The organism is Larkinella sp. C7, assembly GCF_006149005.1.
GTDB lineage: Bacteria > Bacteroidota > Bacteroidia > Cytophagales > Spirosomataceae > Larkinella.
In genome coordinates this window covers 61,086-85,399 of sequence record NZ_VBSL01000002.1, presented here as the reverse complement: position 1 = coordinate 85,399, position 24,314 = coordinate 61,086, and the positions used below count along the sequence as shown (strand labels likewise).

General features: G+C 53.7%; 22 protein-coding genes. 3 read left to right on the top strand and 19 right to left on the bottom strand.

From position 1 onward, the window contains the following. Positions 1-12 precede the first annotated feature (12 nt). From FH871_RS05450 to FH871_RS05405, 10 genes are all read right to left on the bottom strand, one after another. Complete coding sequence (locus FH871_RS05450; RefSeq protein ID WP_138990341.1) at positions 13-222, bottom strand: hypothetical protein; 210 nt, start codon at positions 220-222, stop codon at positions 13-15. Positions 223-313: 91 nt separating this feature from the next. Beyond that, a complete protein-coding gene (locus tag FH871_RS05445; protein WP_114404870.1) occupies positions 314-625 on the bottom strand; it encodes a hypothetical protein in 312 nt (103 codons plus the stop codon). Between the two features lie 156 nt (positions 626-781). Then, the gene (locus tag FH871_RS05440) at positions 782-1,249 is read right to left on the bottom strand and encodes a nuclear transport factor 2 family protein (RefSeq protein WP_138990340.1); all 468 of its coding nucleotides are present in this window, start codon (positions 1,247-1,249) and stop codon (positions 782-784) included. 58 nt (positions 1,250-1,307) lie between these two features. Beyond that, complete coding sequence (locus FH871_RS05435) at positions 1,308-2,960, bottom strand: NAD(P)/FAD-dependent oxidoreductase (RefSeq protein WP_138990339.1); 1,653 nt, start codon at positions 2,958-2,960, stop codon at positions 1,308-1,310. Further along, positions 2,935-4,458, bottom strand: coding sequence for a polyamine aminopropyltransferase (locus tag FH871_RS05430; RefSeq protein ID WP_138990338.1), 1,524 nt, complete (start codon positions 4,456-4,458; stop codon positions 2,935-2,937). The genes FH871_RS05435 and FH871_RS05430 overlap by 26 nt, the downstream gene beginning before the upstream one ends. Then, the gene (locus tag FH871_RS05425) at positions 4,451-4,666 is read right to left on the bottom strand and encodes a DUF350 domain-containing protein (RefSeq protein ID WP_138990337.1); all 216 of its coding nucleotides are present in this window, start codon (positions 4,664-4,666) and stop codon (positions 4,451-4,453) included. Before FH871_RS05425 ends, FH871_RS05430 begins: the two co-directional genes overlap by 8 nt. A gap of 12 nt (positions 4,667-4,678) precedes the next feature. Further along, the gene (locus FH871_RS05420) at positions 4,679-4,870 is read right to left on the bottom strand and encodes a hypothetical protein (RefSeq protein ID WP_138990336.1); all 192 of its coding nucleotides are present in this window, start codon (positions 4,868-4,870) and stop codon (positions 4,679-4,681) included. A 45-nt stretch (positions 4,871-4,915) separates the two neighbouring features. Then, positions 4,916-6,184 carry a DUF4178 domain-containing protein gene (locus tag FH871_RS05415; protein ID WP_138990335.1) on the bottom strand — a complete coding sequence of 423 codons (1,269 nt, stop codon included), beginning with the start codon at positions 6,182-6,184 and terminating at the stop codon, positions 4,916-4,918. A gap of 14 nt (positions 6,185-6,198) precedes the next feature. Then, positions 6,199-6,555, bottom strand: coding sequence for an S-adenosylmethionine decarboxylase family protein (locus FH871_RS05410; protein ID WP_138990334.1), 357 nt, complete (start codon positions 6,553-6,555; stop codon positions 6,199-6,201). 21 nt (positions 6,556-6,576) lie between these two features. Further along, positions 6,577-8,271, bottom strand: a complete 1,695-nt coding sequence (locus FH871_RS05405) for a lipopolysaccharide assembly protein LapB (protein WP_138990333.1) — start codon at positions 8,269-8,271, stop codon at positions 6,577-6,579. Between the two features lie 176 nt (positions 8,272-8,447). Between FH871_RS05405 and FH871_RS05400 the strand changes: the two genes are divergently transcribed. Continuing rightward, positions 8,448-8,723, top strand: coding sequence for a hypothetical protein (locus FH871_RS05400; protein WP_138990332.1), 276 nt, complete (start codon positions 8,448-8,450; stop codon positions 8,721-8,723). A gap of 113 nt (positions 8,724-8,836) precedes the next feature. Here FH871_RS05400 and alaS read toward each other — a convergent pair whose 3' ends face one another. After that, the gene (gene alaS, locus FH871_RS05395; RefSeq protein WP_138990331.1) at positions 8,837-11,491 is read right to left on the bottom strand and encodes an alanine--tRNA ligase; all 2,655 of its coding nucleotides are present in this window, start codon (positions 11,489-11,491) and stop codon (positions 8,837-8,839) included. Between the two features lie 105 nt (positions 11,492-11,596). Here alaS and FH871_RS05390 point away from each other — a divergent pair, with 105 nt between their 5' ends. Next, the gene (locus FH871_RS05390; protein ID WP_114404881.1) at positions 11,597-11,926 is read left to right on the top strand and encodes a MerR family transcriptional regulator; all 330 of its coding nucleotides are present in this window, start codon (positions 11,597-11,599) and stop codon (positions 11,924-11,926) included. Position 11,927: 1 nt separating this feature from the next. On the opposite strand, the gene FH871_RS05385 is transcribed toward FH871_RS05390, so the two are convergent. The 4 genes from FH871_RS05385 to FH871_RS05370 all read right to left on the bottom strand — a co-directional run bounded on the left by FH871_RS05385 (position 11,928) and on the right by FH871_RS05370 (position 17,579). Continuing rightward, positions 11,928-13,436 carry a capsule assembly Wzi family protein gene (locus tag FH871_RS05385; RefSeq protein ID WP_138990330.1) on the bottom strand — a complete coding sequence of 503 codons (1,509 nt, stop codon included), beginning with the start codon at positions 13,434-13,436 and terminating at the stop codon, positions 11,928-11,930. Further along, complete coding sequence (locus FH871_RS05380; protein WP_138990329.1) at positions 13,433-13,633, bottom strand: hypothetical protein; 201 nt, start codon at positions 13,631-13,633, stop codon at positions 13,433-13,435. Before FH871_RS05380 ends, FH871_RS05385 begins: the two co-directional genes overlap by 4 nt. Positions 13,634-14,254: 621 nt before the next feature. After that, positions 14,255-16,153, bottom strand: a complete 1,899-nt coding sequence (locus FH871_RS05375) for a cytochrome-c peroxidase (RefSeq protein ID WP_138990328.1) — start codon at positions 16,151-16,153, stop codon at positions 14,255-14,257. Then, a complete protein-coding gene (locus tag FH871_RS05370; RefSeq protein WP_138990327.1) occupies positions 16,092-17,579 on the bottom strand; it encodes a hypothetical protein in 1,488 nt (495 codons plus the stop codon). The genes FH871_RS05375 and FH871_RS05370 overlap by 62 nt, the downstream gene beginning before the upstream one ends. Before the next feature lie 180 nt (positions 17,580-17,759). Between FH871_RS05370 and dprA the strand changes: the two genes are divergently transcribed. Further along, entirely contained in the window at positions 17,760-18,788 is a 1,029-nt protein-coding gene (gene dprA, locus FH871_RS05365) for a DNA-processing protein DprA (protein WP_138990966.1), read from the top strand. A 100-nt stretch (positions 18,789-18,888) separates the two neighbouring features. On the opposite strand, the gene FH871_RS05360 is transcribed toward dprA, so the two are convergent. From FH871_RS05360 to FH871_RS05345, 4 genes are all read right to left on the bottom strand, one after another. Beyond that, on the bottom strand, positions 18,889-20,472 hold the full coding sequence (locus tag FH871_RS05360; protein ID WP_138990326.1) for a DUF4394 domain-containing protein: 1,584 nt from the start codon (positions 20,470-20,472) through the stop codon (positions 18,889-18,891). 198 nt (positions 20,473-20,670) lie between these two features. Next, complete coding sequence (locus FH871_RS05355) at positions 20,671-22,143, bottom strand: capsule assembly Wzi family protein (protein ID WP_138990325.1); 1,473 nt, start codon at positions 22,141-22,143, stop codon at positions 20,671-20,673. 11 nt (positions 22,144-22,154) lie between these two features. Beyond that, positions 22,155-22,781 (bottom strand): orotate phosphoribosyltransferase, encoded by a 627-nt coding sequence (gene pyrE / locus FH871_RS05350; RefSeq protein WP_138990324.1) that lies wholly within the window; start codon positions 22,779-22,781, stop codon positions 22,155-22,157. A 120-nt stretch (positions 22,782-22,901) separates the two neighbouring features. Beyond that, positions 22,902-24,185 carry a hemolysin family protein gene (locus FH871_RS05345; RefSeq protein ID WP_138990323.1) on the bottom strand — a complete coding sequence of 428 codons (1,284 nt, stop codon included), beginning with the start codon at positions 24,183-24,185 and terminating at the stop codon, positions 22,902-22,904. Positions 24,186-24,314: the final 129 nt, after the last annotated feature.

Below are 24,314 nucleotides of genomic sequence, written 5' to 3'. Positions count from 1 at the left end.
AGCCGTAGAAGGCTAACTGTCTTTCCGGTGCGGAATGATCGTCCAATGTTTGACGTTTGGCATGTGCTCGGCAACAATGACAGCCGCTACCTCTTCCAGATTTTCTTCATTCGTGGTAAAAAAGAGGCTTTTGACGTGTGCGTCGTCCTGGGTCGTATGCACTTCAAAATATTCGTTGTGCTGCGAAATGTCGTCTTTTTCGACCAGTTGAAAATGTAACATGCCTGCTGAAGTTAGGATGGGAATGAAATAAGATAGCCCACTGAACCAGGAGTCTCCAACGGATAGGCTAGATCAGTGGGCTATTCTTTAATTAATTAGCCGCTTTGGCTGCTTCAATGGCCGCAGCCGCTTCAAGCGCAGCAATGGCAGCTCCGTTCTTCTCGGCATATTCGTCGCGCTGGCTCTCAAAGTACGAGAAAATCTCCGTAATGGAATCCAGGTTTTCGGCGATTTTTCCGTGCATGGTTCCCAGCGTTTTTTCCAGATTCGCGTCATTCAACCCATTCATGTTGTCGACTTCGATCTTTCCAATTTTCTGAATGAGGGCCGTCTGACTATTTTGAAGATCCTCGAATTCACGAACAATCTTATTCATCAATTCAAACTTCTGTAGCTTATCCATAATAGCAATTTGTGGTCTATACAGAATACTAACCGGATGCCTGCCAAAAAGTTTTGCAGAGGGGATCATCAAGGCTAAGAAGTTGGGCGTACGCTTTGTATTGGCGTGTCCTAAAAAACCGATTTCGGACTTTTGAACGCTCTTTCGTACCTGAACTCAAAATGGATTTTGCAAAATAAAACCGTTCCAGTCCAGCGCAGACTGGTAGAAATATTCCCGCCAGTTACCGATCAATCCTTCGCGTATTTTGACACTGACCATGCCGTGCGCGCTGGAACCGTTGGTGAGCGTAAACTCGCCCGAGCCAACCTGGGTTTGTTCATCAAACGTCAGGTGGTGCCAGACCATCTGCACTACTTTCGGGCGTCCTTTCCAGCCGCCAAAAAACTCGAAAATCCGGTCGCGACCCCGGTAGATCTGTTTGTTGGGCGGTTCGGAATAAATGGCATCCAGCGTGAAACAGTCGGCCGCTTTTCGACCATTGTTCTCGTTGAGACCGGCGGCCACGGTTTGCATGAGCCGAATGAATTCGGCCCGGTTGATGGGTTTCCGGTTGCCCAACTGGGCCTGAGATTCAACGAATAATCCGAATAAGAAAAAGAAGAAAAGTAAGGTTCGCTTCATGAAAGGTGGGCGGTGGGTGCTTCCTGTTGGAGCAACGATCAGTCGTTCCGATAGATTGTCAGTCGGAGGGTTTTTGCCCCAAAATTTCTTTGGCAGCCCGAATGCCCTGGTAAAAAGCTTCTTCAAAAATCGAAACACCGCTCAGGTCCGAGTGAGCAAAATAGAGTTTGTTATTGATGGCAGTGGCGGCTTTTTGGCGGGCTTCACCCCAGATAAAACCGGGTGTTGGCGCAATCATCCCGTGTCCCCAAATCCAGCAATCGATGGATGCAATGTATTCACTGACACCGGGATGTGCCCTTTCCAGATCGGCCACCAGCAGCCTTACCCAGTCTTCATACGGCATTTGGTAGGCTTTGCGCCGGGCTACGTCGGGCGGTTCCTGAACCAGCGGCCAATACACCGTAATCACTTTTTGATCACTCGATTTCAAGTGCTGGTGCGTGGCCGTGACATAGCCGACGGAGGGGCTTCCGTAAATCACGTTATCCCAGCAGAGCGGCATGCCCCGGTTTTGCGGCAAACCGTTGACGGTTAGATTCGCCACCAGCCAGGGACTATATTCAAACCCGGCGATCACCCGGTTTTTGAGTAGGTTTTTCGTAATGAACTGGGGCGTCGCCAGCAACACCTTCCGGGCCAGAATTGCAATCGTCATTTTCTGAACCACATCGTAACTAAGAATACGAACGCCCTGATGGGTTTCCTCCATACGAAAAACCAGCCGATTGGATTGGATGGGAGACGCTGCCTGCTTTTCTAACTGGCTGACTAAAAACGCATTGCCTTCCGGCCAGGTCAGCACCGCGTTGGCTTCAGCATTGGCCGCAACGCCTTTTCGGGCCGCAAAATAGTGCAACCCGGCCCAGGCTGAGGTGTTCGCTAAGGTCGTTCCGTAATCATCCTTGCAACCATATTCCAGAAACCAGCGCAGATACGGCGACGTCAACTGCTGCTCATTCAGATACGATTCGAACGAAACCGCGTCCCACTGCCGAAACCGTTCATCCGTCGAAGAACCGTCGAGCGGAATGGCAAACGCATCCAGGCCATCTTTGCCTTTGGCGTGTTTTAGTTCATCTACGAGTTTAAAAAACCGGGCAATCTGCTGTTTGTCGTCGGCCGAAATCCCAACTTCCGGCACCAGCCCTTCCTGCCAGTGCCCGTTGATGAACAGCCGTTCTTCGGGGTCGTGACATAGGTAATAATCATTGTAAACCGGTAAACCGCCTGGATCAAAACCGGTAATGGCCTGGCTTTCGGTCAGAAAGTCAAGCAGTTCGCGATTTCGGAGATCAGGAATCGGCAGGTAATGAGCGCCCCACGGATAGGCCGATACGGCATTCTGACCACTGACGGCATTGCCCCCCGGTCGATCCGCCAATTCCACCAGCAACACATCCCGCATGCCCTGCTGCCAGAGCCACCGCCGGGCCGACAAACCGGCAACGCCACCGCCCACAATCAGGACGTCCGTTTCCAGTGTCTGCGTCGGTGGGGGCAGTTTTTCCGGATTCCGGAGCAAATGACCGACCGCATGATTCGCTCCGATCATGCCGCCCTTGATGTGCTGGTGGGACGACGGCTGGCAGGCACTCAAACCCGCCGATCCGGCCAGCAGAGCCGACAAACCGAGTCCGGCGGCTTGTTCCAGAAACTGACGGCGGCCCGGCGATTCGGGTGGGTCAGTGGGCGTAGGGCGTCCAGTCATCTTCGAAATAATGCACCAGTACCTGGTTGTTGAGCTTGTTGATTTCGGTCGGAACCTCAGCCATGTCGGGCGGGAAGTTCAGCATGTCGTGGATGGTTCGCGCATTGACAAACCGGAGCCCCTTCGGCAACGGCCCGTCACCCCGCCAGTGGTGGTTTCGCAACAGCAGAATAAAACCCCATTCGCCAAACGAGGGCACATAAGCGTGGTAGGGAATGGTCTGAAAACCGGAGGCCGCAATCGTATTGCGAATGCACCAGAACGATTGCCGGGCAATGTAGGGCGAGGTCGATTGCACCACCGCCAGACCACCGGGCCGAATCAGGCGGTTGAGTTCCTGGTAGAAGGATGTGCTGTACAATTTGCCAATCGAGTAATTCGACGGATCGGGAAAATCAACAACAATCAGGTCGTAACGGGCGGTGTCCTGCCGGACAAAATGGTAGGCATCGGTATTGACAATCTGTACTTTGGGCGAAAGTAAGGAGCGGTTATTCAGCTTCAGGAGTACCTCATTCCGGCGAAAAAGATCCGTCATGCCCGGATCGAGGTCGACGAGCGTAACGGACTGGATGTGCGGGTATTTCAGGATTTCGCGCACGGCCAAACCATCTCCTCCACCCAACACCAGGACCCGGCTGGCCTTCGGAAGGGCCTGCAAAGCCGGGTGAACGAGCGCTTCGTGGTAACGGTATTCATCCGCCGAACTGAACTGGAGGTTGCCGTTGAGGAAAAGCCGCAACTCGCGGTTGTTGGCCGTCAGCACGATGCGCTGGTACGACGTGCTTTTGCTGTAAATCACCTTATCCTGAAACGTCAGATTTTCGGTGTAGGTCATGATCTGTTCGGCATAAACAAAACCGCCGATCAGCAGAAAAGAGGAGAGGAGGATGGCCGTGACCAGCGACCGGCGATACGGTTTGGTTTCGGGAAACTGGTGCAGCAGAAACCAGGCGACGGCGACGTTCATCAATCCGAAAAACAGGGACGTCCGGATGAGGCCCAGGTAGGGGACAAGGACGAGCGGGAAGATCAGCGAAGCGAGTAACGCCCCGATGTAGTCGAAGGTAAAAACTCTGGAAACCAGGTCTTTGAAGGTAAGCTGGTTCTCCAGAATCCGCATCAGCAACGGAATTTCCAATCCCACCAGAATCCCGGTCAAACTCACCAGCGAATACAGAACCAGCCGGAACGAAGCCGCGTATTCGAACAAAACAAAGAGCAGCGGAGCGCTGCCACCGCCCACAATACCAACCAGAATTTCGATGCGGATGAACCACTTCAACAGAGGGCCGTCGAGGTATTTGGACAGCCACGAACCGATGCCCATTGAAAACAGATAGACGCCAATGATGGTCGAAAACTGCGTAACCGAATCGCCCAGGAGGTAACTCGCCAGGGTTCCGGCCACCAATTCGTAGATGAGTCCGCAGGTTGCAATCACAAAAACCGACAGCAACAGCAGCAGGTGCCGGTGTCGGTTATCCGGCTTACTCATGTATGGCGGAACTGATGATAATGGCCACCGCAATCATGAAAGCGGCCGCCAGAATCGAAAGCGCGACGTTTTCTTCGTCTACGATCTTTTTCCAGAGGTTTTCGGGGGCAATTTTCTCGATAATGACGAAACTGATGACCAGAATCAGGATACCGACCAACGAATAGACGACGGAGGGAACGATGTACTTCAGCGTAGACAAGTCCATGAGAAACAGGGTTTATTTGTGGTAAAAATAACTGCGTCGGCCCGAATGCCGCCCGCCCGAACCGTTTTTGTAGTTGTCGAGTTTGTCAACACTTTCCAGATCGTCGCCCAGCAAGCGGCTGCCCGACATCCCGGCCCAGGTGAAGCCGGCAAGGAGCAAACCGCCCGCCAGCACCAGGAATTTTATTTTTGCGAGGTTTTTCATGCGAGGTTTTCTGTTTACGGTATTCGGTCGCTTGCTTGAGTCTATCTAGGCCGAAAAATCACTCTCGGCCCAGCGTTTCTGTTCGAACAGATTGCGCTGAAAAAACAGGATGATCGGGTAGATCGCCAGCAGGGCCAGCATAATAAACAGGTTGGAATACAGAACCGGATTTTGAATCACTTTAAGCTGGAAAATAACCCGGTTTTTTCCTTCGGACGACGGATACAGGTTGAGGTGATATTGCCCGGCCGGAATGCGTGACAAAATGGCTTCGTCGTCCTGGGCCCCTTCCTGCCAGCTTTCGCCGTATTCAACCCCGTGGTAATATTCAACAATGCGCGTAAACTCGTAGGATTGGTTGGTGCTTTCGTTGATCAGACTGACTGGTAATTCAAACCAGTTGTTATCGACATTCACCTTTAACTGAATTGCCACAGCCGCCGGACCGTCGATGGGGAACGAAGGCGTCACGATGGGTTGCGCGCGGCTTTGCACCGTCGAATCCGAGTTCCAGGAAAACTCCTGATTGAAAAGGGTTTTCTGCGGTTTCAGGAAGTAAAAAAGCACCTGAACGGCTACGATCAGCAACGCCAGCCGGGTGGTCAACCAGATCGCCGGTTCCCGTTTTTCGACGGCCGGATTGGGCTGGATGGCCCCGACGCCAACGGGATTCGGTAAAACCGCATCGGCCAGTCCGAAGGCTTTCGAAATGTCCTGTGGCGTTTTGTATTCCGCTTTGTAGCACTCGGTTTTCTGGCTGCTGGCCTCCCGGCTGATCAGATAGGGCGGGTGAATATACTCCGAAATGGTTAGTTCCGTATCATCAACGATGTTCCAGTAAAACTCGCCGACGGCGTTCAGAATGAGGCAGTTGTAGCGGTTATACAGGGCGTATTCGCGGTCCTGATCCAAGACTTTTGCGTTTTGCGTTTCGGTATAGGCTTCGTCCACCGGCCGAACCAGCATCCAATGCCCCCTGAATTCGGCCAGCATCTGGTGCGGGCCTTCTTTGGTCATCAGGACGTATTCCATCCAGCTTTCTTCATACTGGATTTCCCGCTTGCGCAGGTAGCCCGTTACCCGAACCCATTTCCCGTCGAGGTACCCTTCGGCCCCGAGCGGCAGGGCGGGCGGGGTGGGCATGGGCGGAAAGGCCATGATGATGCGCTGCGGGCCGGTATCACCATACTGAAAATAGGTGTAGCACTGGCCGCAGCAGAAATACGAACTCTCGGCGAGGTCATAGCCCGGAACCGGAGCCTGGCAGTGGGGGCAGTCGAACGAGGTGGGGGAAGAGGATGGGGCGGTGGGCATGGTTTCGGACAGCGTCAGCGGATGAGTTCCTGTTCGTTTAAAACCGCCGTAGCCCCGAACAGACGCAGGGATTCCTCATAAAACCGTCGGACTTTCGGGCGGTTATCGCGTTGAAAATTGGACAGGAAAACGTCGAACGTCGCCAGCCCGTTTTCGGGCCAGGTATGAATCGACACGTGCGATTCAGTCAGGCAGAGAACCGCCGTAAAACCGCCGTTGGGAAACGAATAATACACCTCGCCCACCTTAGCCAGTTCCAGTTCCTGAATCAGCCGGTCGAAGCCCGCGCGACACTGCTCAACGTTGGTGAGGGCAGACAACGGGGCTTCGAAGGTCGACAGGATGTGCAGGCCGGGGCGATAGGCATTCATGGCCCGCAAGATAAAATTTTGTTATTTCTTTTTTGGAAAATTTTGCGCTAAAAATACTGCATCCGCTTTCGACCAGCCTTGTCGGGCCAGTTGACGTTCGCGTTCGGCGGTCGCTTTATCACCTTTCAGTTCGGCCACCCGGGCGAGAGAAAAATGGGTGCCGGGATAATACGGATCGTGTTCTGCCAGCACCTTCGTGGCTTCTTCGGCGAAATCAGTTAGTTTCAGTTGGGCGGCCACCTGGGCAATCATTTCCAGTTGGAAAAGGGCTTCAATCCAGGGATCGGGGCCGGTTTGGTCACGGGCGCTGGTCTGGAACTTGTGGATGTCGGCCAGTCCTTTCTCCCGGGCTGCGGGGTCGTGCAGGGCAATCAGGGAAGCCAGGAACTTGGGATGGGGATCGAGCCAGGCATTCAGCCAGTCGGTGTGGGCGATGTTTTTGGCTTCCACCAGCTCGGTTTGCGACTGCTTCAGCGAAGCCCGCGCCGATTCGATCTGGTTCTTTTTCAGGGCGATCATGCCCAGCAAATAGTGTCCGATCACGCGTTCGCCCGGCGTTTTGCCTTTCGTCATTTCTTCGGCGATGGGCCGGGCTTCCTCGTCCCGGTTTTGCGTAATCAGCAGGGTTGGGTAACCCATTTTGTTGTAAAACGTTCGTTCCAGATTGATCGGTCGTTTGATCTCAAACCGCTCCTTCACCAGTTGTTCCGCTTCCTGAATCCGGCCCTGATACTGGTAGCAAAGCGCCAGCAACGAGATGTTGTGAATGTGGTGCCAGTCGTACATCGGATCGTATTTTTCGCTGGTATACAATCCGCGTTCGATGGCATCCGTCTGTTTCATTTCCGCGATGGCACTATCCACATCGCCGGTTTTCATCAGGTCGTGGGCATACATGTGGAGGGCGTGGGCCAGGTTCGGCGCCAGCCGGGCGTAGGCTTTGCCGTGTTTCAGGGCCTCGGTATAGTCGCCCATGCCTTCGTAAGCATGGATCAGATAGTGGTGAGCCGCCGGATGTTCGGGCGCAAACTGGAGGATTTTCTCGTAGATGGCGATGCTGCCCGTTGAGGAACCCTGCCCCCGGCCGGTGGCAAATTTTTCGTAGGAGTTGCCGGACAGCAGCCACAGTTCCGGATCGGTTGGAAACCGCTTGACGGCTCCGTTGACTTTGGTTCGGTACTCGTTCAGCAGTTTTTGATTGCTCAGGGAATCGACGGCTTTCAACTGCGCAAACCGCAGATCAATGTGGGCTTTTTCACGTTCCGATGCAAATTTCGAGAACGATTTGGCGGTTTCGGCGGCTTTCAAAGCGGCTTTGTTGTCTTCCAGTTGGATATACAGACGGCTCAGACCCACGTGCGCCATCACAAACGTCGAATCGAATTTCAACGCTTCGTGAAACGACCGGGCGGCTTCGACCAGTGCATACCCGTGCAGATACGCCATGCCCTGTTCAAAAAAGGCCTGCGCCTTCGGATTTTTGGTCGACGTCGGCGTCGCAAATTGCCCGACATTCGGCCGCAGCGCAACGGATTGTTGCAGCAGCGAATTGGGAATGCCGCCGATGTTCGCCATCCCGCAAATGGGGGCGTAGGGGACTTCGCGAACCGTCAATGTTTGCGCCGGTTCGGGCAGCTTTGGGGTTTGGGAATATTCACCCACCAGCAACGTGATCAGCAGGAGCGGGAGGAAGGTGTAGGTATAGAGTCGTTTCATGGGCGTGTTGGCGGATCGTACGGGCGTCCTGTTTTCGGGTGAAAAAGTGGATTCCGGTCCGGGGTGTACGTAAAAATAACAATTTATTGGCTGAGATGTCAACCGTTTACGAAAAGCTTCAATCCGCCCAACTTTTGCGCGTCGGAACGGTTTAGTAGAAAACCAGATTACACCGTATGGAAAAGATGTTTGTAGTTCGCGTTGTCGCCGTCGATGAGCGGGGCGTGGAAACCCCGACCACAATACCGATGAAATTCGAGACGTCGCCCGAGGTCGCGCTGATTGAACAGGATTTGGATGCGCAATATCCCCACCTGAAACACCGCGTTGTTGAGATCGATGAATTAAAGACCCCGGAGCAGGTCGAAGATTGGCAGCATTCGTACCTGGGGCCGGTGCTGGGGTCGGAACATACTCCGCTGGAGGAAGAAAAGGAAACGAAGGAGGGGTAATAAGGGAGTTTTAAATGTAAAATGATGAATGTTAAATGTAAAAGAAGTTGGCAATTCAGCACTTTTACATTTAACATTCATCATTTATTATTTGAAATTCCTTTTTTTAACTTCTATTGCAAAAGCTCCCGCCCTTTCGCCAGCGCCCGGTCGAGGCCGGTGGCATCGGTGCCGCCAGCGGTGGCAAAGAACGGCTGACCACCACCACCCCCGCGAATTTCCTTCGCCAGTTCTTTCACCAGCGTGCCGGCGTGGAGGTTTTTGGTTTTGATCAGCTCATCGGGCAGCATCACCGCCAGTTGCGGTTTTCCGTTGATGTCCGAACCCAGCACCAGCGCCAGGTTATCCAGTTTCGCTTTCAGATCATACGCCAGTTGCTTCAGCGCATCCGCCGACGGAACCTCGATGCGTTCCACAATGACAAAATGCCCGTTGGCCGAATAGACTTTCGTCAACAGATCTGCTTTCACTTTCTGGAGCTTCTCGGCTTCCAGTACGTCAATTTTTTTCTGTAACTGATGGCGTTCGTCCATCAGGTTTTGAACGGCTTTCAGCACATCTTTCGGCGCTTTCAGGAGTTCTTTCAACTGATCCAGTGTTGCTTGCTGCTCGTTCAGAAGGGCCAGGGCTTTTTCGGCGGTTACGGCTTCGATGCGCCGGATACCGGTCGAAACGGAACCTTCGGACGTGAACTTGAAGAGGCCGATCTGCCCCGTTGCCGGTACGTGCGTACCGCCACAAAGTTCGACCGAATAGTTCGGGTCAAAGGTAATGACGCGCACGAAGTCGCCGTATTTTTCACCGAACAAGGCCATCGCGCCGAGGTTGCGGGCTTCGTCGATGGGAACGTTGCGCCGTTCGTTCAGCGGAATGTTTTCACGGATTTTATCATTCACGATCCGCTCCACCTCCGCCAGTTCGTCGTCCGTCACCTTGGCAAAGTGGGAGAAGTCAAACCGCAAGGCATCCGGCCCGACGTACGAGCCTTTTTGCCCGACGTGTTTGCCCAGGACCTGGCGCAGGGCGGCATGGAGCAGGTGTGTAGCCGAGTGGTTGTCTTCGATGGCAATGCGACGGTGGGTATCGATTTTAGCCAAAACGGCGGTATGATGGTCCAGCACTTCTTCCAGATTTTTGTCGTTGGAAATGTGGATGATCAGGTCGTTTTCTTTTTTCGTATCGGCAATGCGGATCAACACGGTTTCGTCGCCCACGCGCAGTTCCAGACTGCCGGTATCGCCAATCTGACCGCCGGATTCGGCGTAGAAAGGCGTCCGGTCCAGCACGATCTGGTACTGCGTGCCTTGTTTGTTTTGAACTTTCCGGTATTTGGCAATCCGGGCTTCGGCTTCGGTCTGGTCGTAGCCGACAAATTCGACGCCGTCGATGTCGGTGAGTTCGGTCCAGTCGCCGGTTGCCGAAGAGGCATCTTTGCGCGAGCGTTCTTTCTGCTGCTGAAGGGCTTTCTGAAAACCGGCTTCATCGATGGAAAGCCCTTTTTCCCGCGCAATCAAAGCGGTTAGATCGGAGGGGAAGCCGAACGTATCGTTGAGTTCAAAAACCGTCTCACCGTCGATTTCTTTCCCACCCGACTGTGCCAGATCGGAGGTAATTTTATCGAGTAGTTTCAAACCATTTTCCAGCGTTCGCAGAAACGAGGCTTCTTCTTCCCGAATCACGGTTGCCACAAAATCACGTTGCGCGTTCAGTTCCGGGAAAACGTCGGCAAACTGCATCGCCAGTGTCGGCACGAGTTTGGTCAGAAACGGTTCGGTAAAACCGAGGTACGAATACCCGTAGCGAACGGCCCGGCGCAGAATCCGGCGGATGACGTAACCCGCCCGCGCGTTCGACGGCACCAGACCGTCGGCAATGGCGAACGAAACCGCCCGAATGTGGTCGGCAATGACACGCATGGCCACGTCCGGATAATCACGCTGCGAGCCCTTGTAGGAGATGCCCGACAGTTCTTCGATGACCTTGATGGTGTGCGTAAACACATCCGTGTCGTAGTTCGACAGTTTGCCCTGAATCGCCATGCAAAGCCGCTCGAAACCCATGCCGGTGTCGACGTGCCGTGCGGGCAGGGGGTCGAGCGAACCGTCGGCCTTGCGGTTGAACTGCATGAAAACGAGGTTCCAGATTTCTACCACCTGCGGGTGATCGGCGTTCACCAGTTCCTTGCCGGGTTTCTGATCCACCTCCGACTGGGGCCGCAGATCGACGTGGATTTCCGAGCAGGGACCACACGGCCCCGTATCGCCCATTTCCCAGAAATTGTCTTTTTTATTGCCCAGAATAATCCGGTCTTCACCCACAATCGGCTTCCACAAATCCCAGGCTTCCTGATCGAAGGGAACGTTGTCTTTGGTATCACCTTCAAAAACCGATACATAGAGCCGGTCTTTCGGCAATTTGTAGACCTCCGTCAGCAGTTCCCACGCCCAGGTAATGGCTTCTTTCTTGAAATAATCACCAAACGACCAGTTGCCGAGCATCTCGAACATGGTGTGGTGGTAGGTGTCGAAACCGACGTCTTCAAGGTCATTGTGCTTGCCCGAAACCCGCAGACATTTTTGCGTATCGGCGACCCGTTTGGCGGGCGGTGTTCCGTTGCCCAGAAAAAAATCCTTAAATTGAGCCATGCCCGAGTTGTTGAACATCAGCGTCGGGTCGTTTTTGGCCACCAGGGGCGCCGACTGAACAATCAGGTGGTTTTTACTTTGAAAAAAGTCTAAAAAATGCTGGCGAATTTCGGAAGAAGTCATGGTACTTGGTGGTCAGTCATCACGCCTGTGATGGCTACGGATTGAAATGTTTTGCAAATTTACGGAAAACTTGTGTTTCTTCCGGTTTGAACGGAAGTTTGTTCTATGGAGGAGTTAACAAAACGGTATTACGGCATTCGCGAGGTGGCCGACATGCTGGGGGTGAACATATCGAAATTGCGGTTTTACGAAAAAGAGTTTCCCACGCTCAAGCCCCGTAAAAACCGCGCCGGTGACCGGATTTATACCAAAGATGATATTGTCCATCTTCGGGAAATTCTGGAATTGGTGGAAGAAAAAAAACTGACGCTGGAAGGGGCGAGGCAACACCTCAAAGCCCGCTCCTCGCGTCAGAATGAAATTAAACAGATGATCGGCCGGTTGCAGGAAATCCGCAAATTCCTGGTCGACACCCAGAGTCAACTGGAAGGATAGTTTACATCCTCCTCGAACGGTATTGGTAATAATCCCAGGTTTTTCGGATGCCGGCATAGACGCCGTTGCTGCGGGGGAATAAACCGCCCTGATCGGAAGCAGCGGAAACGGTCATGAGCAGACCGCTCTGGTTCAGCGGAACGCCCACCTGCAGGAGGGATGAAAACTGTTCGACGGTGTTGGGGAACGGAACGTCGTAGGTGCCAAAGTTTTCGCTGTACGACAGTTTCATCTGAAACGTGCAGTTGCGCCCAAAACCTCCCTGCAAACCGGTGTGGAAAGCCCGAACCCGGTTGTTGCTGAAAAAACCGTATTGCGGCAGATCCGGGCGGGCTGTGGTCATCGGCGTGATGAACGGCGTGCCGATGCCCTGCCCGAAATACGACCAGCCACTGCGGTACTGGCTGTGATTGAAGTAGTTGTCCCGTCCGCGCAGTTTGTCGGCGGCTTCAAAAACACTTCCCCCCTGGCTTTTGGTATACAGAAGTTCCACGACGGCACCCGTGATGCGGAAGCCCGAGGTCGCCGGTTTTAAACTCCGAAAGCGAATGCCGTTGAGCCCATCTTCCAGGTTCGTCCGGTAAAACAGCGAGCCGTCTTCGTAAACGCTCTGGCGATACAGCAGGATCGACAGTTTTTTCGTGCTGAACTCCAGACCGACGTCGATGCTTCCCAGGTGATTGCCGATGCGGTTTTCCCGGTCGAAGCGGCTGTAATACGTCGTATCGACACCGGGATTGTAGCCCAGGCTACTCCCCGTTACCATGTACGAATACGCCTGAAAGTTAGACGGAAAACGGCCTTCCTTGATCAGCCCATCCGAAAGTTCGCTGGTGGTGCCGCCCCACTCGGCCTGGTGGTTGAAACCGGCGTAGAGTTTGACGGGCCACTTTGCCTTGCCGATCCGGGCATACAGGGCTTTCTGGTGCAGAAAGGCCCGGCTGACGAAATTTTTTTGCTCGAACCAGCCGTGTGCGAAAAAGCCCCGGACCGACAGAATGCCACCCGTCAGCGGAATGGGGGTATACTGCGACAGGCCGATCTGGATTTTCGGTAAAGGCAACGCATTGCCCGACCAACTGAAAGACCCCGAACTCAGGGTCGAATCCACCAGGCCGACCACCTCCCGACGCCGTCCGGCCACCAGTTCGAAGGCCCCCGCGCGAAGTTTGCCGTAGAGTTCCGGAATGATCAGGGTGGTTTTTGAACCCGCTCCCGTATTGCCTACCAGCTCGACGCCGTAGCCAAAGCCAAAAAAATCACGTTTTTTTTGTGGCGTGTTGTCATCGATGGCGTAAAATCGGGAATCCCAGCGAAGGCCGGTTCGCACGCTGGCATACGGCAAATCCGTCGGTACGGTTCCGTATTGATTCGAGCGTAACCAGAAGGGCGTCTGTTTTGAACTGCCGTAAAAACCGCCCACTTCCGCAAAAAGCTGAATGGGTTTTCGTTCGATCCGGGTCTGGCAAAATCCCAGGATCGGACAGAAAAGCAATAAAAGTAGTTTCATTTTGCCCTGACTGGTATGAAGGTGCCGCCCAGGTAGTACATCACATAAAAACCAATGCCGGCAAAACCCAGGGTAATTGAACTTTCGCGGGTTAGTTTATAAGCCATATAGGCGCTTCCGAGGGCCAGAGATCCGCTGATCAGAATCAACAGGAACTGCAAACACCAGGAAAGAAAGGAGCGTTTTTCAAGATTCATTTTGGGTGCCATGTGTGGTCAAGAAATTTAAGTAGTGTATTGTGCTGTGAATTGAACTCTGATTGTACGGCATAAAGCCACAATGATTCACCAGAAATCATCGATCCTGGCGGATATTCAGGGTGGTTAATAAAAAGTACGGTGGGTAACGAAAGTCGAAAAATGGAAAGTGCGCTAATGGAGAGGTGGGTAATCCAGAAAGCTGCTTCTGCCGAAGCGGGCGAATAGACGGTTTGCAACGTGACCTTCAGCAAACAGAATGGCAACAACTGGTTTCATGCGATTGGGTAAGTTTCCATTCTTTAACTTTTGGTAACAATAAAGGTTTAAAGAATCTTACCATTTTGAGTAATTTAAAATCAATCTATTTGTAAAGAATTGTGAAATTATTTTTGCGGGCCTCGGTTCGTGTCTTATAAAAAAGGAAAAAAGTGGCAACTTTAGCGGTTTACATGTGTGAATTATAGGTGATTATCTAAAAAAACAATGGCAATCCGGAATTTCTTTAATTCGCAGCCATGAGTAATAATAACTGAGTTGGGTTAGCCATAAGAATATATACGTTTTCTATAAAAATGTTTTTGGGTCTATACGTTTGGAAGGACAGTTCTCGTAATTATCCTACTTTGCGTCCGACAGGGTCTTCAGAAAGGCCAGCAGTGCCGATTGTTCGGCGTCCGTCAGCTCAAGTTTGTCGGTCGGTAAGGTTTGGTTTTCGAGCTGGATTCCTAGTCCCCGGCCCCCGCCCTGGTTGTAGAATTGCAGTACTTCCTCCAACGTTTGGTACGCACCGTTGTGCATATACGGGCTGGTTTGGGCGATATTCCGCACCGTTGGCGTTTTGAAGGCATACTTCAGCGGGTCGAGTCGAAAGAGGGCGTAACGACCGGGATCCGGATCGATCTGCCGGCGGTTGGGCTGCACCGGAACCCCGATGACCTCCGACTCAGTTTGGGTAAAAACCGGCGGAACCGTTCCGTTGAAGAGCGGCAGGAAGTGGCAGGTTCCGCATTTGGCTTTGCCCATAAAAAGATTGAAACCGAGCCGTTCTTCGGCCGACAAAAGCCGTTTTCCGGTTCCGGGAGGGTGCTCCCGCATGGACCGGTCGAACCGGGAATTGAGACGAACGAGGGACCGTTCGTAGGCTGCCAGGGCATTCTGAATGTGAATCGGCTCGATCGAATCCCGCAGGGTCGGGAATGCCTTTTTAAACCACGCCCGGTACCGGCTGTTTTGCTGCAACGTTCGGGCCGCGTGTTCCAGAGAACCGTGCATTTCTTCTACGTTCTGAATGACCTCGGACGACTGATTTTCGAGCGTCTGGGCGCGTAAATCGTAGAACAGGGCATTTTGTAAAGCCGCATTCAGCAAGGTGGGCGTGTTGCGTCGGACAAACCCGCGACCCGACAGGGTCGCATTTTTGGGTAAACCGTCGGTGAAGGCTTTATCGGGCTGGTGGCAACTGGCGCACGACCGTTTCCCGCCCGACGGATCATCGCTGGCGGATAAAATCGGGTCAGAAAAAAGCTTTTTGCCCAGCAATACCTTGGCCGGATTGGTGCGCATAGCCACCGTCGGGGCGTAGAAATCCGGATTGAAAGCGTTGGTGTCGAACAGGGTTTTGGCGTCTGTCCGCAACGCCCGAAGCTCGTTGAACGGTTGAATGTTCTGTTGTTTCTGAAACGCCAGCATTTGCGTGGAAAGCGGATTGGCAAAGGTGGTGATGAACTGAAACCGGTCGAACGTATTGAAGTCCGAAGCGCGGTTCAGGTGCGTTTCGGAATCGCACAGAAGCTGAACAAGTCGCCGAAAACAGGGCGTATTCGTGCTGTAAAAGGACCAGTACGTTCTCAAACTCCTGAGTGAAGCAGCGGCTTCGGGCAGGGCCGCCTGACAGCGTGGGGTGTCGAAACCGCTAATACCGAGCGTGATGATCCGGAAAATCTGGAGTCGCAGGGCGTCGCAAACGTGGGCGTCCGTCAGCGCGGTGTCGTTTCCCAAAGCCGCATACCGCAGCAGTTCGCGCCGGAGTTTTTTGATTTCACGAATCAGGTCCGACCGCCGGTTGGGATCAAATTCCGGAAAAACCAATTCTTCAATCACCTGTAAACCGCCGGGTTCCGAAATCCGGTTGTCTTCGGCTTCAATTTCGGGCAGGGGCGGCCCGTTGACCAGCCGCGTGGTGGCCGGAAAATAATACTCTGTAAACGGCTCCAGCTTTTTGTAGGCCCGGCGGCAGGCCAGAAAGGCGGTTTTCAGCGAATCGGGAGAAGCACTGTGTTCGGCCAGCGGCAAAAGCCGGGTTTCGATCAGCGTTCGGAATGCCGCCAGATCGTGGGAAAACTGCTGTTTGACGCGTTCCGTTGCGGACCTGTGTCGGGGCGGTTTCGAGTCCATTTGACCCAACAGGCCAACAAACACGAGCGTGGCTCCCAGAAAGGAAAGCAGAAAGACGCCCTTATTTCGGAACACCGCGCACAATGACAATCTGACCGCCTTCGCCCATGTTCCCAATCGCATTGTCGTAAATATTGACGTTTTTGGTGATCGCGCTGCCATCCGCATTGATGAATTTGGTATCGCGCCAGGTGTGCGGTTGCAGGTTGATCAGAAACGTGTTCGGGACGCCCACTACGTCCGAAATGTCGGTCATCGCGCCATATTCCCAGGTGCTGATGCCCTGATGGCCAATGAGGTTGTATTTGCGCTGGAAGTCGCTGTCGTTTCGGCGGTGGTTCATTTCCAGGAACGGTTTGAGCTGTTTGGTCGTGATGCCGTACTGCCAGATGCGTCCGTCGTGGTCGGGCGTAGAAATCGGCGCGTCGCCATCTTCCCCGATGTACACGAAATTCTCGGTGACGCAGATGTTGTCCGGATTGATCAAACTCTTGCCCGGATTGGAATACCCTTCGGCCACAAACGACAACTGGCCTTTCAGCGGGTTGCTGGCGTCCAGTTCCAGACGGTAGATGCGGCCCCACTGCACCCGGTCGCTGGCGAAAGAACCCGTGACTGCAAAATACAGTTCACGACCGTTGGCCGCGCTGCCTTTCCGGTAGTCGATGTCTTCGACCCGCGCAAACTGAATGGCATTTTTTTCCAGTTGCTGCGCGGCAATCTGGGCGCCCGTGGCGGTTTTTGCGTTGTCGATTTCCACAAATTCGACCGCATATCGCTGGTCGGCCTGCATGGTTTTTTCGATGGGGTCCTGGTTGGTCCGGCGGAGGGTGTAAAGTTTTCCGTTTTGGAGGTCGCCGGGCGTCGGTGAAACGTACATCGTCACCTGTCCATTGCCTTCATCTTCCGTCATCAACACCACGGTTTTGTTGGGATATGCGCCTTTCGGTAGGGGAAGCGCATTTTCGAACGACGCTTTTCCCAGCGCCGGGAGCGTCCGGTTCCCGTTCTTTTTATCAGCCGCACCCAGCGGATCGATGGCGTGAACCCGACCTTCTGCGTCGCTTTCGCCAGCGGTCAGGTAGAGCGGACCAAAACCATGTTCGGCCGGGGTGGCCAGCGTGGCCGAACAAAGCCGCCAGATTCCGCCTTCGGCATCGACCAGGTATTCGCCTTTGACCGGTTTGAAGGTTTTGTCCAGATAAACCCTGGAAACCGACCGGATCATCTCGTGGTTCGTGATCAGCACATAGCCGTCGCCCGCCGGATTTTTCAACAAGCCTGCCCCATCGGGTTGGCCGGCAAAAATGAAATCGGGCGATTGTTCCAGTTGATCGGCACTGCTGATGAGCGGCAGAATTTCCAGGCTTTCAAAACCGGGCAGGGCCTTTACCAGCGGGGGCGTGGTCGAATGGGCTTTCAGTTCCACTTCGGTCCGGGTGGCCGGGCTGGTTCCGGTTTTTCCTTCTTTTTGACAACCCGCCCATACAAGCGCTGAAAAGAGGAGGGCGATGTGAATGGAAGCGTGAAACCGGGAGAAAGTTGACATGGAATGGGGCTATTTAGCAAAGATACTTAATTTTTATTTTGCCCCGTACCGTTACTCCGGGCTTCCGATTCCGTCTTGATAAAAACCCTGAATGAACACCCTGTGAATCATCCTGAATTATTTTACCAATCGGCACTGACGTCCGTACCCGGTGTGGGCGACGTATTGATTCGTCAACTGATGAGTTATTGCGGTTCGGCCTCCGAGGTTTTTCGGTCGCCCCTGTCAAAATTGAGGAAAACACCCGGTGTGGGCGAGGTGATTGCCCGCGCTATTTTGCACCCGGACGTGTTGCGGGAAGCGGAACAGACGCAGCAGCGGTGTCATAAGCTGGGGATTCAGCAGTTGTTCTATACCGATAAGGCCTATCCGGCCCGCCTGAAAGCCCTCTACGATGCTCCGGCAATGCTCTATTTTCAGGGCACTGCCGACCTGAATGCCACCCGCACCCTCGGCATTGTCGGAACGCGGCAAGCCACCGACTACGGACGGCGGATTACGGAAGAACTGATTCAGGCGGTGCAGCCCTACCAGCCGCTGGTAATCAGTGGTCTGGCCTACGGAATCGACATTGCCGCCCACCGGGCCAGTCTGGTCAACAGCCTGCCGACGGTGGGTGTCATGGCCAGTGGAATTGATATCGTTTATCCGTATGTACACAGGAAAACCGCGCAGGAGATGGTGATGCTTGGCGGTTTGCTAACCGAAAACCGCCCCGGCATCAAGCCCGACGCCCGCTTGTTTCCGGCCCGAAACCGCATCATCGCGGGCTTGAGTGATGCCATCATCATTGTGGAAGCGGCCACTAAAGGCGGGGCTTTGATCACGGCGGAATATGCCAACAACTATCACCGGGACGTTTTTGCTGTCCCCGGTCATCTGAATCAGACGTTTTCGCAGGGCTGCAACAAGCTGATTCGGGAAAACAAAGCGCAGATTTATACCAAACCGGAGGATGTGATTGAAGCCCTGAACTGGGATCAGCCGGTGAGCAAAACCGCCCCGACCGACAAAACCGCCCTGGCCCTGGAATTTACGGAAGAAGAAAGTCAGATCCTGGCGCTCTTTCGTCAAAAGCCCGACTGGCACATCGATGAGCTGAGTTGGCGAACACAGATTCACCTTGGCAAACTGGCGTCACTGCTACTGAACCTGGAGTTTAGAGGCATGGTCAGGACGCTGCCGGGGAAGAAGTACCAATTGAATTAAGGAATGAAAAATGTAAAATGATGAATGCTAAATGTAAAAGGGGTTTCCAGTCCGAAACTTTTACATTTAGCATTCATCATTTTACATTTTTCATTTCCAATTAAAACCCTAAACCAATGGCAAATCCGCGCACCGTGGTCGGGAATGTTCCCAGGTTGGTGAGCGCGCCGTTGTTCAGGTTGATTGAATACAGGTTGGTCGAACTGCCCGCTGTCAACAGCGCATAGGCTTTGTCGCTGCGTCCGCCGATGTCGAATCCGTTGGTTGCCGTGATGTCGATGCCCAGCGGACTTCCACCCACCAGCGTGCCGTCATTCGGCGGAATCTGGCGGTACAAGCGGTTGGTAAAGTCGTCGAGGTCATACAATACCGTTGTCGTTGCACCCTGAACGTTGTTCGAATAGGCAGCCGCCCGCACCGAAGGGCGATCAACCGCCGTGGGACCATAATTGAGCGGTTTGTCGACCAGAACGTCCCCGGTCATCGGATTGATCCGCAGGTTTTGACCCGTGTTGCTGATGACCCGAATCCGGTCGACCGTTGGGTTGAAATCAAAACCGTAGTCACTGCCCGTCAACATCGGGGTGAACGCACCGGAACCGACCACGGTAAGCTGGGCGTTGTTGGTTCCGGCCGGATACGAAATGGTATAAATGCGGCTGGAATTTCCCAAAGCGTAGAGTTGGCCCGTTGCCGGACGCATGTCGATACCGCGAATCGTTTCGCCCGGTTGTAGTCCGGTAATGTTACGCTGAACCGGTCGGATGTCGAAGGGATCGAAAATCAGCAGGTCGTTGCCACTCACGGCGTAGGCGACGGCATCCGTCGGAATCGCCAGCCCGATGTAGGTTCTGGAGCCCAGATCGCCCAGCTTCTGAATGGAGCCCGTGCTGAGGTTTACGTTGCCCAACTCGGCTTTGCCACCCACCCAGTAGGCCAGCAGGGCATGGCTGTTGTCAGACGAAATGTCGAAACCGGCACTGCCGGTGATGTCTTTTCCCAAAGGGCCGACGTTGACGAGCGTTCCGTTGTTGGGCGGAATCTGGGAGTAAAGACGATCTGAAACCGGATCGATGTCATACAAAACCGTGCTGCTCGAGACGCCCTTGCTGTTGGTGTAGGCCACTGCCGAAATCGCCGGATTGGTTCCGCCGTTGATGTTTCCATCCTGCCCGCCGGTCTGGAGCATGCCGGTGTTGGGATTGAGCCGGAGGTTTTGGCCGGTACTGGTTACCAGCCGGATCAGGTCGACTGTCGGGTTGAAGTCAAAAGCGACCGAAGCGCCATCGGCGATGGCGGGGGAGAAGGGATCCACACTCACCGAACGCGCTACCCCGGTTTCCTGGTTGATCACATAAACCCGGCTGGTACTGCCCAGTCCGTAGAGTTGCCCCGTTGCCGGGCGGAAGTCGATGGCCAGGATTTTTTCGTTTTCTTTCAAACCCGTAATCTCGGTATCCGACAGGTTCGCCATCGGGTTCGAAACGGTTTTCTTGTTCAACCGGTTGTTGTCCGTTAAAGCAAAAAACGAAAGCTCCGTTGCGCTTTCACGGGCACTATTGTGTTTCGTGGCATTGGGGCTCAGGGCGTTCTCGGGTGATGTACACGCGTTCAGGCCCACCATCAGGCCGAGTACCCAAGCGCCTGCCGGTAGGCGAAATCCCCCTTTTTTAGTCGTACTCATGTTTCAAATTGTTTTAGAAAGGTTGAATGGAATGATAGGATATTGACAGTCATACGAATGAAGACGGGCATTTAGATTTCCAATCCGTAAGAATGTTAGGATATGGCCCCGGCAGGAGAAGGTGAGGTGCTGATAATGAGTAGATTACCAGGCCAGTGGTAGAGAAAGATAATACTACGGTAAAGTTGATACCGGCGATTACCAGCGCTTTTTAACAGACAGGTACAGGCCCGTTTGAGTTGGGTATAACGCGCCCTGATCCCGGGCAAAAGAGGCTGTCAGGAAGGTATTGGAAAACCGGGGAAGGAGAACCTGAGCCGCCAACAGGGCTGAAAACTGCTCGAGACGGGGAGAATACGGCTGGTTGTAGGTACCGTAGTTACGGCTGAACGACGCCCGGGCATTGAGTTGAATCCGGTATAAAACTCCTTCGAGTCCGAGATACCAGACATTGACCCGGTTGTTGGGGAAAAAGCCGCCCCCGGTGTATTGCTGCACCCGGGCGGTGTAGTCGGCTCGGGGGGCGATGAAGGGCGTGCCGATGGTTCGGCCAAAATACGACCAGCCTTCCCGGTACTGACCGTGGTTAAAATAATTGTCAGCGCCCTGATACTGAGCCGTCTGGTCGAAAACCGGCCCACTCTGACTGGTCATCGGCAGCCACTCCACCACGGCGGCATTCCACCGGAACCGGGGGTTGGGCGTGGCGGTTTTGTTCCGAAAACGGAGGCCCCACAAACCGTCGGGAAAGTTGAGGTAAACGATTCCGCTGACGTCTTCGTAAAAATGCTGGTAGTAAAACAAGGTACTTAACCGGGAGGTCGTCCATTCCAGGGCGTAGTCGATGGAACCCAGGTGATTGCCGACCCGGTTTTCGCCGTCGAAGGCGGTTTGCTGGCTGGTGGTAAGTTCTTTTGGATAAAGCCCAAAAATGAGTCCCGTATAATCCCGGAATGACGATGGTAACTTTCCATTTACCGCGAATGGCGTGCCTTTCAGGTAGTCTGCCTGCCCGCCCCACTGCACCTGGTGATTCATGCCTACGTAAAATTTTACGCTCCAGTGCGGTTTTCCGAAGCGGCCGTAGAGGTATTTCTGGTGCAGATACGCGCCTTTGATATAGGGCGCATTGAACCAGCCGTGGGCATAGCCCAGCCGGAAAGCTACCAGTTTTTTCAGAAAACCGATCGGCACGAAGTCGGGTGTATGGAACTGTACTTTTGGAATGGGCAGGGCATTGGCCGACCAGGCCACAAAACCGGACGTCAGCGTGGTGTCACCGATGCCATATTGCTCGCGCCGACGCCCCGCCCAGAGCTCAAATTTCCCCAGCCGAACCTTGGCATACAGTTCCGGGAGAATAAACTGACTGCTTTTGCCCACATTGACAGCCGCATAGCCACCGACGCCCCAATCGAACCGGTGGTGGTTCGTATATGATGAATCGGTGCGGTAGTCGCGACTGATTTGCCCCCGCAGGGTCGCGAAAGGGCCTTGCAGCGGTACGATGCCGTATTGATTGGTGCGGAGCCAGAAGGGGGGCTGGCGGTTTGCTGCGCCCATGCAACCGAGTTCGAGGTCGGCCTGAAAGGGGGTTGAAAGCCGGGATTCCTGCGCCAGGGCCGACGTGGTCAGCAGCCAGCCGAATGCCAAACAAAAGAGCCGTCTCATCGGCTGTCAGGCTAGCGGTTCCATTCCGCCGGATTTTGTCGCCAGGCCGCGAGGGAGTCCATGGCGTCTGCCGAAATGTAGTTCAGATTCCGGGCTTCGCCCACCAGCGTTTCGTAGTCGCTCAGGCAAACCAGTTTGACGTCTTTGTCCGCAAAATTTTGACTGGCTACCGGGAAACCGTAGGTAAAAATGGCCGCCATGCCCAGCACCCCGGCGCCGGATTGCCGCAGCACATCCACCACTTTGAGCGAACTGCCACCGGTCGAAATCAGGTCTTCAATCACGACAATACGCTGGCCCGCTTCCAGCCGCCCCTCGATCTGGTTACCCATGCCGTGCTTTTTAGGCTCCGGCCGAACGTACAGAAACGGCAGGTTCAGTGCATCGGCTACCAGTGCTCCCTGGGCAATACCGGCCGTAGCGACGCCCGCAATGGCCTGAACATCAGGGAATTGCTTCAAAATCGTTTCGGCTAACGCGGTACGGATATACGTCCGGGCTTCCGGGTAGGAAAGCGTAATCCGGTTGTCGCAATAAATCGGTGATTTCCAGCCTGAACTCCACGTAAAAGGCTCCTCCGGCCGGAGCCGAACCGCCTTCACTTCCAATAGCAATCGGGCAACTTTTGCTGCAATCATGTAAAAAAAGGGGAATGTAAAATCTAGAATGATACATGTCGAAGGTAAAAGTGTTTCAAAAGTGCTTAGCTACTTTTACATTCTGCATTTATCATTCTAGATTTATAATTAATTTTTTAACTATTCTTCAATTCGCTTCGTCACCAGAATCTTATCGATCCGGCTTTTGTCCATGTCGATGATTTCAAACTGGTATTCCTGCCAGGAAAAAGTCTCACCGGTTTTTGGGATGTCCTTGATAATTTGTAAGGCAAAACCGCCCAGGGTATCAAAACCGGTCATTTCGCGCCGGTTCTGGATGTTGATGTTAAAATAATCCAGAAAATCGTCGAATGGAATCTGGGCGTCGACGAGGTAACTGCCGTCGCCCCGCTCTACAATCTCAAATTCGAATTCGTTGGTGTCCGAAATGTCGCCCACGAGCGCGTCCACAATGTCGTTGAGCGTCACCATACCCAGAACGCCACCGTATTCATCGACAATGATGCCGACGTACTGCCGACGTTCCCGAAACCGTTCCAGCACCTGGTAGGCCATGTTGCTTTCGGGAATGTACAGAATATCGCGTTTGAGTTCTTCGAGCCGGGTGAGCTGATCATCGAGGTCTTTGCCCAAAAAATCCTTGCTGTGAATGAGCCCGATCATTTCATCGACGCCCCCCTGGCAAAGCGGGTAATGCGAATGGCGGTGTTCGATGATGTACTGGCGGTTTTCTTCAACGGTCGCTTCCAGATCCAGGAACACCATTTCCTGGCGGTTGGTCATCAGGGAGGTGATCCGGCGGTCGCCGAGTTGAAAAACGTTCTGTACAATTTCCTGCTCAATCTCCTCGATGACCCCGCCCGAGGTGCCTTCCTGAATCAGACTTTTGATTTCCTCTTCCGTTACGGCACTGGCATTGGGCTTGATGTTCAGGATTTTAATGATCAGATCACTGGAAAAACCGAGCAGACTGATGAAGGGTGACGTCACGCGGGACAGCATGTTCATCGGCCCGGCCATAAATTTGGCAATGCCTTCCGGATTCGACAGTCCGATTCGTTTGGGAACCAGCTCGCCCAGCACCAGCGACAGATACGTAATGAGAATAACCGTCAGCGTGACGGCGATGCTGTTGGCGTATGGTTGAAGGAGCGGAAACTGGGACACGAAGCCCGAAATCTGGTCGGTCAGGCTGTCACCACTGAAAATACCGGTCAGGATTCCAATGAGGGTAATCCCGATTTGAACGGTAGCCAGAAACCGGTTGGGCGATTCGGCGAGTTTCAGAGCCTCTTCGGCCCGGCGGTCGCCGTTTCGGGCGTCGGTTTCGAGTCGGGCTTTGCGGGAGGAAACCAGTGCAATCTCCGATAAGGAGAAAACACCGTTCAGAATGACTAAAAAAAGAATGATTGCAAGTTCCACACGGGGGAAAGTTGGCGTTCTGCAAAAATAGTGGATTTAGTTTCTCTTCAAAGATGAATGGTTTATCTAAATTTGTTTTGTAATTCACGCTATTCGGTACGTCGACGGTTCGACGGGCTCATTCACCCA

Bases quoted from the DNA above. Each gene is read 5' to 3' on its own strand.
- FH871_RS05450 (WP_138990341.1), bottom strand. From the start codon at position 222: ATGTTACATTTTCAACTGGTCGAAAAAGACGACATTTCGCAGCACAAC.
- FH871_RS05445 (WP_114404870.1), bottom strand. From the start codon at position 625: ATGGATAAGCTACAGAAGTTTGAATTGATGAATAAGATTGTTCGTGAA.
- FH871_RS05440 (WP_138990340.1), bottom strand. From the start codon at position 1,249: ATGAAGCGAACCTTACTTTTCTTCTTTTTCTTATTCGGATTATTCGTT.
- FH871_RS05435 (WP_138990339.1), bottom strand. From the start codon at position 2,960: ATGACTGGACGCCCTACGCCCACTGACCCACCCGAATCGCCGGGCCGC.
- FH871_RS05430 (WP_138990338.1), bottom strand. From the start codon at position 4,458: ATGAGTAAGCCGGATAACCGACACCGGCACCTGCTGCTGTTGCTGTCG.
- FH871_RS05425 (WP_138990337.1), bottom strand. From the start codon at position 4,666: ATGGACTTGTCTACGCTGAAGTACATCGTTCCCTCCGTCGTCTATTCG.
- FH871_RS05420 (WP_138990336.1), bottom strand. From the start codon at position 4,870: ATGAAAAACCTCGCAAAAATAAAATTCCTGGTGCTGGCGGGCGGTTTG.
- FH871_RS05415 (WP_138990335.1), bottom strand. From the start codon at position 6,184: ATGCCCACCGCCCCATCCTCTTCCCCCACCTCGTTCGACTGCCCCCAC.
- FH871_RS05410 (WP_138990334.1), bottom strand. From the start codon at position 6,555: ATGAATGCCTATCGCCCCGGCCTGCACATCCTGTCGACCTTCGAAGCC.
- FH871_RS05405 (WP_138990333.1), bottom strand. From the start codon at position 8,271: ATGAAACGACTCTATACCTACACCTTCCTCCCGCTCCTGCTGATCACG.
- FH871_RS05400 (WP_138990332.1), top strand. From the start codon at position 8,448: ATGGAAAAGATGTTTGTAGTTCGCGTTGTCGCCGTCGATGAGCGGGGC.
- alaS (WP_138990331.1), bottom strand. From the start codon at position 11,491: ATGACTTCTTCCGAAATTCGCCAGCATTTTTTAGACTTTTTTCAAAGT.
- FH871_RS05390 (WP_114404881.1), top strand. From the start codon at position 11,597: ATGGAGGAGTTAACAAAACGGTATTACGGCATTCGCGAGGTGGCCGAC.
- FH871_RS05385 (WP_138990330.1), bottom strand. From the start codon at position 13,436: ATGAAACTACTTTTATTGCTTTTCTGTCCGATCCTGGGATTTTGCCAG.
- FH871_RS05380 (WP_138990329.1), bottom strand. From the start codon at position 13,633: ATGAATCTTGAAAAACGCTCCTTTCTTTCCTGGTGTTTGCAGTTCCTG.
- FH871_RS05375 (WP_138990328.1), bottom strand. From the start codon at position 16,153: ATGCGATTGGGAACATGGGCGAAGGCGGTCAGATTGTCATTGTGCGCG.
- FH871_RS05370 (WP_138990327.1), bottom strand. From the start codon at position 17,579: ATGTCAACTTTCTCCCGGTTTCACGCTTCCATTCACATCGCCCTCCTC.
- dprA (WP_138990966.1), top strand. From the start codon at position 17,760: ATGAGTTATTGCGGTTCGGCCTCCGAGGTTTTTCGGTCGCCCCTGTCA.
- FH871_RS05360 (WP_138990326.1), bottom strand. From the start codon at position 20,472: ATGAGTACGACTAAAAAAGGGGGATTTCGCCTACCGGCAGGCGCTTGG.
- FH871_RS05355 (WP_138990325.1), bottom strand. From the start codon at position 22,143: ATGAGACGGCTCTTTTGTTTGGCATTCGGCTGGCTGCTGACCACGTCG.
- pyrE (WP_138990324.1), bottom strand. From the start codon at position 22,781: ATGATTGCAGCAAAAGTTGCCCGATTGCTATTGGAAGTGAAGGCGGTT.